The sequence below is a fragment of the Pseudomonas sp. genome (assembly GCF_026224925.1).
GTDB lineage: Bacteria > Pseudomonadota > Gammaproteobacteria > Pseudomonadales > Pseudomonadaceae > Aquipseudomonas.
In genome coordinates, this window is sequence record NZ_JAMFRV010000129.1 from 1 (window position 1) to 8,414 (window position 8,414).

The following is an 8,414-nucleotide window of genomic DNA, read 5'->3' on the forward strand; positions in this document are numbered from 1 at the left end:
GATGTCACCGTCGAAGTCCAGCACGTACACCCGAGGCTTTGGCTCGGCGAGCTTCTTCTGCTTCTTAAGGGCCTTGGCCTGCTCTTTGCGCAATACCTTTAGCCGGTCTTTATCCAGCATCGACTGCTCAAGCCGGTCACGCAGCGCTTTATAAAAGTCGTTGAGTTTACTGACCTGCAACTGCCCCATAGATTTACGGCGGCCTTTGCTGCGCACTGAAGCGAATGCCGCCAACACGATCAGAATGGCGACGACCAAGGTCACCGTCTTGGCTAAAAAGCTCGCGTATTCAACTAGAAAATCCACAGTTACTCCTCAAAAACAGTGCGCCCCTTCATCAAGGGGCTACAAAAAACTACCAAAAAGCTACGATTGACCCAAGCATACCGACGTGCCTTGCAGACAGCCAGCCTGCGAGCAAGTAACAGTCGGCCCATGAATCTCATTCAAACAAGCGTATGTTTTTTTATTGACAGCCTTTGAGCATCCTCCTAACCTCGCCAGACCTCCAGCGCACCGGGATGAAGCGGACGTGGGCAGCATCTATTTGATTCGACATGGCCAAGCCTCCTTTGGTGCGGACGATTACGACGTTCTTTCACCGATGGGCTTTCGCCAAGCAGAAATACTCGGCGCGCACCTGGTTCAACTGGACGTGCGCTTTGATCGTTGCGTGTCAGGTGACCTGCGGCGCCAACAGGACACCGCACAAACCGCGATGGCGCAATTGAATGCGGTCGGGCATACCGTGCCTACCCTTGAAATTGATTCAGCCTTCAACGAGTTCGATGCCGACGCAGTGATCCGTGCGCTGCTACCGGCCATGCTGCCTGACGAACCAGAAGCCTTGCATGTGCTGCGAAATGCCGCACAACATCGCGCAGAGTTTCAGCGTCTGTTCGCCTTGATCATTGATCGCTGGCTGAGCGGCAACTACGACAAACCGGGCCTACAAAGCTGGTTGGGGTTTGCCGAGCAGGTTCAGTCCGGCCTGCACCGAGTGCTGGACAGCGCAGGCAGCAAAGACCGCATCGCTATCTTTACGTCCGGCGGCACCATCACCGCCCTACTCCATTTGATTACCCAAATGCCCGCGCGTCAGGCGTTCGAACTCAACTGGCAAATTGTTAATACCTCGCTAAACCATCTCAAGTTTCGGGATCGCGAGGTGGCCCTGGCCTCTTTCAACAGTCACGCGCACTTGCAACTGATGAAGGATCCGGCGCTCATTACTTATCGCTGAACTGTTTATGGCTCAGCTACTTAACGTTGAACCTGGCCCCATCGCGACGCTAACGTTCGCCGGGAACCTAACCACATGCCCCACCAGCCCCAAAAAAGGATTAACACCATGACCTCCGTAGCCGATGCCGTTCAAGCAATGAAAGCCAAGTTCAACCCAAGTGCCGCTGCGGGCCTGGACCTGGTTTTTGGTTTCCGTATCGATGAAGACAAAAATTTTTCGCTGATCGTCAAAAACAGTACCTGCGAGCTGCAAGAGGGCGTAAACCCTGATGCACAAGTGACTCTGGTTATGGACGGCGAAACCCTGGACGGCATCGTCAGCGGCGAAACCGATGGCATGCAAGCGTTCATGGGCGGCAAATTGCGCGCGGAAGGCGACATGATGTTGGCGATGAAGCTCAGCGAACTGTTTCCTTCGTAAGCATTAGCGGTGTAAAGCCGAAGCTTCCGGGCTTCGGTTTTTTTTCGTCTGGCAGACGTGTTTGGCGGGCAATCAAAGCCAATGATTTGGCAGCAACACGCTGGTCTATAAGGCGGCTTTTGCCTTGTGAGCGATCGGTCGCCGCATTAGATTAGTCAATAATGTCTGGCCCTAATAATAAGCAGAAGGGATACGCATGGCGCTTACTGATCAGTCCACACAGATTCGCGCTGGCGAAGAACTCGACGCCAGCCTCATTGATCCTTACCTCAAAACCCATATTCCCGGTTTGAGTGGTGTGCCAGAGATCAGCCAGTTCCCCGGCGGCGCCTCAAACCTGACGTACCTGATTCGCTACCCGAAACAGGAGTTCGTGCTGCGTCGTCCGCCCTTCGGCAGCAAAGCCAAATCCGCCCACGACATGGGTCGCGAATACCGGATTCTGAATCAGCTCAGCGATGGCTTTCCGTATTGCCCCAAGGCCTACGTGCATTGCATCGACGATACGCTGATCGGTTCCGAGTTCTATGTCATGGAGCGGGTCAACGGGATCATCCTGCGCTCGGAACTGCCAGCAGAACTGAATTTCGATACCCAACAGACCACGGCGCTGTGCAAGAACTTCATCGACAAACTGGTGGAACTGCACCGGGTCGATTACGTCGCTTGTGGGCTGGCCGACCTTGGCAAACCCGAGGGTTATGTCGAACGTCAGATCAGCGGATGGAGTGATCGTTACGAAAAAGCACGCACTCCGGATGCCCCAAGCTGGGACAGCGTCAGGGCCTGGCTCAACGAAAAGATGCCGGCTAACCACCCGGTTTCCAGCATCGTGCACAACGACTACCGCTTCGACAACGTGATCCTCGACCCCGCCAACCCGATGCAAATCATCGGCGTGCTGGATTGGGAGTTGACGACCATTGGCGACCCGTTGTTGGATCTGGGCAACACCCTCGCCTACTGGATCGAAGCGGGCGACCCCGCTCCCGTGCAGTTGATGCGTCGTCAACCAAGCCATGCGCCGGGCATGCTCACCCGACGCGAGTTTGTCGACTATTACGCTGAGCGCTCAGGCATCCAGATCGACAACTTCGATTTCTATTACACCTACGGCCTGTTCCGCCTGGCAGGCATCGTCCAGCAAATTTACTACCGCTTTTTTCACGGCCAGACCCAAGACAAACGCTTCGCGCAGTTCATTCATATGAACACGCTGCTGGAGCACATGAGCCTACAAGTGATCGATAAATCCAGCCTTTGATTGCGACGATATAAGGAAGAAAACATGTCCAAGACCCAACTGTTCGACCTCGACGGCAAGATCGCTTTCGTATCCGGCGCCAGCCGTGGCATTGGTGAAGCCATTGCCAAGCTACTGGCCCAGCAAGGCGCTCACGTGATTGTCTCCAGCCGTAAAATCGACGGCTGCCAGCACGTAGCAGACGCGATCATTGCCGATGGCGGCAAAGCGACGGCGATTGCCTGCCATATCGGCGAAATGGAGCAGATCCAGAGCACGTTTGCGCACATCCGCGAGCAGTTCGGGCGATTGGACATTCTGGTTAACAACGCAGCGACCAATCCACAATTTTGTAACGTGCTGGACACCGACCTCAGTGCGTTCCAGAAAACTGTGGACGTGAATATTCGCGGCTACTTCTTCATGTCGGTGGAAGCCGGCAAGCTGATGCGTGAACACGGTGGCGGCAGCATCATCAACGTCGCATCGATCAACGGCATTTCACCCGGTGTGTTCCAGGGCATCTATTCAGTGACCAAGGCCGCAGTGATTAACATGACCAAGGTCTTCGCCAAGGAATGCGCCGCCTTCGGTATTCGATGCAATGCGCTTCTACCCGGTCTGACTGACACCAAGTTCGCCTCGGCATTGGTGAAAAACGACGCCATCCTTAATATGGCGTTGGCGCAAATCCCCCTTAAACGTGTGGCAGCCCCCAGCGAAATGGCGGGAGCAGTGCTGTACTTGGCCAGTGATGCGTCCAGTTACACTACCGGTGTTGCGCTCAACGTCGACGGTGGCTTCCTGTCCTGAGTCATCGGCCTCACTGATAAACAGCCTGCGGGCTGTTTTTTTACGGCTCAAGTAACGAATATATATTCCATTTATAATTTTTAAAGAATATATTTTCCGAACAATAACTCCAAAGGACACCGTCATGCGTCAGTTTTCTCAAATCCCTGCCGGGTTACCTCAACTGGGTATCGGCCTGATTGGCACAGGGTTCATGGGGCGCGCCCATGCCATGGCCTTTCGCAACGTCAGCGCCGCGTTTTCACTGCCGGTCCAGGTGCACCTCGCCGCCTTGGCCGATGCCGATGCCACCCGCGCCGCACGGTGCGCCAGTGATTGGGGTTTCGACCATGCGCACAGTGACTGGCAACAGCTGATCTGCGATCCCGAAGTGGATATTGTTGCGATCACCACACCGAATCATCTGCACTACCCCATGGCCATGGCGGCGGTGGAAGCCGGCAAAATTGTGTACTGCGAAAAGCCATTAGCTGTCAGCCTCGCCCAGGCGGACGAGATGCGTAACGCCGCTAAAGAGGCAGGCGTGATCACCCGAGTGGGTTACAACTATCAGCACAACCCCATTATCGGCTTGGCCCGGCAGATGATTGATAACGGAGAGCTGGGCGACATCGTCAGTTTTCACGGTGAGTTCAGCGAAGATTTCATGGGCGATGCCGCTACACCGTGGTCGTGGCGCTGTGAAGAAACTCACGCGGGTGGCGCATTGGCCGACCTGGGCAGTCACTTATTGGCGCTAGCTCGTCATCTGTTGGGCGATGTCGAAGCCGTGTGCGCAGACTCCAACACCGTACACGCTCAACGCCCCGCCGCTGCCGGCAGCAACGAAACACGTAGTATTGCGGTAGATGACCAAACCCACGCCTTGCTGCGCTTCGCCAATGGCGCACGCGGAACTTTCAGCAGCAGTTGGCTCAAACACGGCTACAAAAATCACCTGGCGTTTGAAATCAGTGGAACCCGTGGCACGATCGCATTCGATCAAGAACGGCTCAACGAGCTGCAGGTGTGTCGTGCGGGCCAGGCCGGTTTTCAGCGGGTTCTAGCCGGCCCCTCGTTGCCCGGCTACGCCGCGTTCAGCCCGGCACCTGGGCACCAACTGGGTTACAACGAACTGAAAACCCTTGAAGTGCATGCCTTGATCCAAGCCGTTTGCAACCAAGGCAAAGAAGGTCCGGACTTCGAAGAAGCCTGGCAAGTGGAGCGTCTGGCAACAGCCATCCGAGTGGCGGCGCGAGAACTGCGATGGGTGCGGATTGAAGAAGTGTAAATCCGATACCGCTGGTTTTCCTGTGGGAGATTCTATGTTTGAAAGCAATCCACAGATCCTGGTGGTGCGAACTTGTTCGCGAAGGTAGCGCCGCGGTATGTCTGATAAACCGCGTCGTCTTCTTCCCGAACAAGTTCGGTCCCACCGAATCTCGGCATGCCGCCAGATTTGGGGCAATTCGCCCTGTGGGGAGTCAAGCTTGCCTGCGAATGGGGCGACGCGGCTTGCCTGAAACCGTACGTTGAGGATGTCTGGCGCTCTCGGTTATGGGTAAAATATCCGGCTTCTGGCGCAGCCTTCTGCCCAACTGCCGTATAAGTTGAAAACTCCCCCATGCCGCTCGAACTCAGTGTTGATCTGACCACCCTTGTTGTTCTTACCGTCGTCGCTTTTATTGCGGGCTTCATTGATGCCATTGCCGGTGGCGGCGGCCTGCTGACTACTCCGGCGTTGATGACCGCAGGCTTGCCCCCGCATCTTGTGCTGGGCACCAACAAACTCAGCTCCACGTTTGGCTCAGCAATGGCCAGTTATACCTTCTTCCGACGCAAGCTATTCGATCCTAAACAATGGGTTCACGCATTGCTGGGTACGGCAGTCGGCGCCCTCATCGGGGCAGTGGTCGCGCATTACCTGCCTGCCGAATGGATCAACCAGATGCTACCGGTGGTGGTGTTCGGCTGCGGCCTCTATCTTTTGTTCGGCGGTGTGCCCAAGGCGCCACTGGACAGCAACGCCCCCATCAAAAAGAAATGGCAGCTACCGCAAGGCTTGGGCCTCGGATTTTACGATGGGGTTGCCGGACCTGGCACCGGCGCTTTTTGGACGGTCAGCTCATTGCTCATCTACCCGCTGGACCTGGTGAAAGCCAGCGGCGTGGCGCGGACCATGAACTTCGTCAGCAACGCCGCAGCGCTGTCAGTGTTCATATTTTCCGGGCAGGTGGATTGGCTGATCGGCCTGTGCATGGGCTCCTCATTGATGGTCGGAGCCTTCTTTGGTGCCCGTACGGCGATTCAGGGCGGTGCAAAGTTTATCCGCCCGGTGTTCATCGTAGTAGTGCTCGGCCTGACCGTGCGTCTAGCCTGGCAGCACTGGTTTAGTTAACCCAAGACGTTCGGCCAGATAGCTATCTATCAGGTAACGAGCGATTGAGCGGTTGGCTGGCAACGGAGGTAAGTCGTTGACATGAAACCAGGCCGCATCTTCGATTTCATCGGCCTGCGGGACGATGTCGCCGCTTTCGTATTCGGCATGGAAGCCCAGCATCATTGAATGCGGGAAAGGCCAGCATTGACTGCCCATGTACTGAATGTTTTTGACCTTCAGTTGCACCTCTTCCATGACTTCGCGGCGCACACAATCTTCGACCGACTCACCCGGCTCGGCAAAGCCCGCCAAGGTGCTGTAAACCCCGGTAACGAAGCGCGGCGAGCGTGCCAGCAGGATCTCGTCACCCCGGGTGACCAGCACGATCATGCTCGGCGAAATACGCGGGTAATGGCGTAAATTACAGTGCTCGCAGTACATTGCGCGCTCGCCCTGCACTTGCTGCATCGGTAAACCACAACTGCCGCAAAAACGGTGTTCCCGCGCCCACGTGCTGATCTGCGCCGCGTAACCCAGTTTCTTGTAGACGTCGAAGTCGCCTTCCAGCATGAACTGACGCAGCCCTTGCCAGGTGCAACCTTCGACATCTGCAGGTTGCTTGAGCACCAACAGGTACACCGGCTCGCCATCAAAATGGCCAATACCGTGTTCACTCAGTACCGACAAGTCCTGACGCTTGAGCCATTCCCGAGGGAACATCGCGCCGTTGTCATCGCGCAGGAACCCTTCCGGGCTATGAACCACAGCCCAACCGCCACTGAGTTGGGTATCAAGGACGGCAGTTGTCCAACGTGTCATGAAAATCTCCGGGCGCTTTTTATTATCAAAGGCCAATTATCCAAGGCTACTTCTTATGAAAGGCTAATGGTCGAACACCGCTTTCTGTTTACTCATGTGTGCAGCCACGGCCAGCCGCAAGTCAGCAGATTGCAGCATGGCGGCGTTCCACGTCGCGACGTATTCAAGGCCATCGTCGATTCGGTGATCACGCATGTAACTAATCATCTCCTTGGTGCCGGCAATGGCGATCGGTGATTTAGCGGCAATTTCCTGCGCAATCTCCAACACACCTTGCAACAGGCTTGGGGTGTCAGCGAACCGACGATTGACCAAGCCGATGCGGCACGCTTCTTCTGCGCCAATAGTACGCCCGGTGTAGGCCAATTCGCGCAACATACCATCACCAATGATCCGCGGTAGTCGCTGCAAGGTGCCGACATCCGCGGCCATGCCCATGTCGATTTCTTTGATAGCGAACTGAGCATCGTCGGCGGCATAGCGCATGTCGCAGGCCGAGATCAAATCGATCGCCCCGCCCAGGCAGTAACCCTGAATCGCCGCCAGCACTGGTTTGCGGCAGTTGTCGACCGCATTAAAAGACGCCTGCATCTGCAAAATTTTGCGCCGCAGCATCCGTGCATTGCGGCCCACGTCTTTGCCTAACTCTGAGGCCAACGAGGCCAGCATCATCAGATCAATGCCGGAGGAAAAATGCTTACCGGCACCACTGAGAACCACCACGCGCACCTCTTCGGTGTCATCGATCCATTGAAAAATATCGATGATCTCAGTCCAGAACGCAGCGTTCATGGCGTTGACCTTTTCCGGCCGATTGATTTGCACGTGGGCAATGTTATCGGTCAGCTCGACGTGGAACGCTTGGTAATCGGACACGGCAGTCCTCCTGGAGAGCAAAAATGAGCGGGTTTAACCCCGGCCAAACTATAACAAGCTGGCCCCGAACGGCGTAAGGCTATGTTTACGCCAATTTCCGGGATTCCAAACGCACTCATTTGAATGAACTCACTGTAAAACCCACCATAAAAGTCTGAACGGAGGCGAGTTACTGAGGTCAAGAGAAATAAGGCCGTTATAGAACCGCCAAATTCGATTTTCAGGCGGTACTAGACAACTCCAGCAGCTTCAGAAGCCGCTGATTAAATCCTATTTCCAGGTCGCAAGAGGGCGATTTTTGATCACACTAAAAGCAGCGACCGGTATTACCGGTCTGGATGACATCCTCTCGGGAGGTCTTGCTCGCAGCCACATATTCCTTCTTGAAGGCCAGCCGGGAACGGGCAAGACCACCGTGGCCTTACAGTTTCTGTTAGCGGGGGCTAGCATCGGCGAGCGTTCGTTGTACATCACTCTCTCGGAAACCGAGCGAGAGTTGCGCGAAGGCGCGTGCTCCCATGGGTGGGAGTTGGATGACTCCATTGAAATTTACGAGCTGACGCCCCCCGAAAGCTTACTCAATGCCGAACATCAGCAAAGCCTGTTGTATTCGTCTGATCTGGAACTCGGTGAAGCGA

Annotated in this window: 9 protein-coding genes and 1 pseudogene; 7 read left to right on the forward strand and 3 right to left on the reverse strand. The window is 55.5% G+C overall.

Annotation, left to right across the window (positions count from 1 at the left end; translation table 11 throughout):
• Positions 1–306: pseudogene (locus M0974_RS05680) on the reverse strand (protease SohB); the annotation flags it as partial.
• 226 nt (positions 307–532) lie between these two features.
• Between M0974_RS05680 and M0974_RS05685 the strand changes: the two are divergent.
• The 6 genes from M0974_RS05685 to M0974_RS05710 all read left to right on the forward strand — a co-directional run bounded on the left by M0974_RS05685 (position 533) and on the right by M0974_RS05710 (position 6,099).
• Positions 533–1,243, forward strand: a complete 711-nt coding sequence (locus tag M0974_RS05685; RefSeq protein WP_297833852.1) for a histidine phosphatase family protein — start codon at positions 533–535, stop codon at positions 1,241–1,243.
• Positions 1,244–1,351: 108 nt separating this feature from the next.
• Positions 1,352–1,666, forward strand: a complete 315-nt coding sequence (locus tag M0974_RS05690; protein ID WP_297833855.1) for an SCP2 sterol-binding domain-containing protein — start codon at positions 1,352–1,354, stop codon at positions 1,664–1,666.
• Positions 1,667–1,862: 196 nt separating this feature from the next.
• Positions 1,863–2,930 (forward strand): phosphotransferase family protein, encoded by a 1,068-nt coding sequence (locus M0974_RS05695; protein ID WP_297833858.1) that lies wholly within the window; start codon positions 1,863–1,865, stop codon positions 2,928–2,930.
• A 24-nt stretch (positions 2,931–2,954) separates the two neighbouring features.
• Positions 2,955–3,722: an SDR family oxidoreductase gene (locus M0974_RS05700; RefSeq protein WP_297833861.1), complete on the forward strand. Its 768-nt coding sequence runs from the start codon at positions 2,955–2,957 to the stop codon at positions 3,720–3,722.
• A 124-nt stretch (positions 3,723–3,846) separates the two neighbouring features.
• Positions 3,847–4,992: a Gfo/Idh/MocA family oxidoreductase gene (locus tag M0974_RS05705; RefSeq protein WP_297833863.1), complete on the forward strand. Its 1,146-nt coding sequence runs from the start codon at positions 3,847–3,849 to the stop codon at positions 4,990–4,992.
• Positions 4,993–5,325: 333 nt separating this feature from the next.
• Positions 5,326–6,099 carry a TSUP family transporter gene (locus M0974_RS05710; RefSeq protein ID WP_297833866.1) on the forward strand — a complete coding sequence of 258 codons (774 nt, stop codon included), beginning with the start codon at positions 5,326–5,328 and terminating at the stop codon, positions 6,097–6,099.
• On the opposite strand, the gene nudC is transcribed toward M0974_RS05710, so the two are convergent.
• The gene (gene nudC / locus M0974_RS05715; protein ID WP_297833869.1) at positions 6,073–6,900 is read right to left on the reverse strand and encodes an NAD(+) diphosphatase; all 828 of its coding nucleotides are present in this window, start codon (positions 6,898–6,900) and stop codon (positions 6,073–6,075) included. The genes M0974_RS05710 and nudC overlap by 27 nt on opposite strands.
• Before the next feature lie 63 nt (positions 6,901–6,963).
• Positions 6,964–7,776, reverse strand: a complete 813-nt coding sequence (locus tag M0974_RS05720) for a crotonase/enoyl-CoA hydratase family protein (RefSeq protein WP_297833873.1) — start codon at positions 7,774–7,776, stop codon at positions 6,964–6,966.
• Between the two features lie 298 nt (positions 7,777–8,074).
• Between M0974_RS05720 and M0974_RS05725 the strand changes: the two genes are divergently transcribed.
• Positions 8,075–8,414: ATPase domain-containing protein (locus tag M0974_RS05725; protein WP_297833875.1), on the forward strand; the 340-nt coding region annotated here is incomplete at its 3' end.

What these genes read in the sequence shown, in the direction of transcription:
- M0974_RS05690 (WP_297833855.1), top strand. Translation starts at nt 1,352, where the DNA reads ATGACCTCCGTAGCCGATGCCGTTCAAGCAATGAAAGCCAAGTTCAAC.
- M0974_RS05695 (WP_297833858.1), top strand. Translation starts at nt 1,863, where the DNA reads ATGGCGCTTACTGATCAGTCCACACAGATTCGCGCTGGCGAAGAACTC.
- M0974_RS05700 (WP_297833861.1), top strand. Translation starts at nt 2,955, where the DNA reads ATGTCCAAGACCCAACTGTTCGACCTCGACGGCAAGATCGCTTTCGTA.
- M0974_RS05705 (WP_297833863.1), top strand. Translation starts at nt 3,847, where the DNA reads ATGCGTCAGTTTTCTCAAATCCCTGCCGGGTTACCTCAACTGGGTATC.
- M0974_RS05710 (WP_297833866.1), top strand. Translation starts at nt 5,326, where the DNA reads ATGCCGCTCGAACTCAGTGTTGATCTGACCACCCTTGTTGTTCTTACC.
- nudC (WP_297833869.1), bottom strand. Translation starts at nt 6,900, where the DNA reads ATGACACGTTGGACAACTGCCGTCCTTGATACCCAACTCAGTGGCGGT.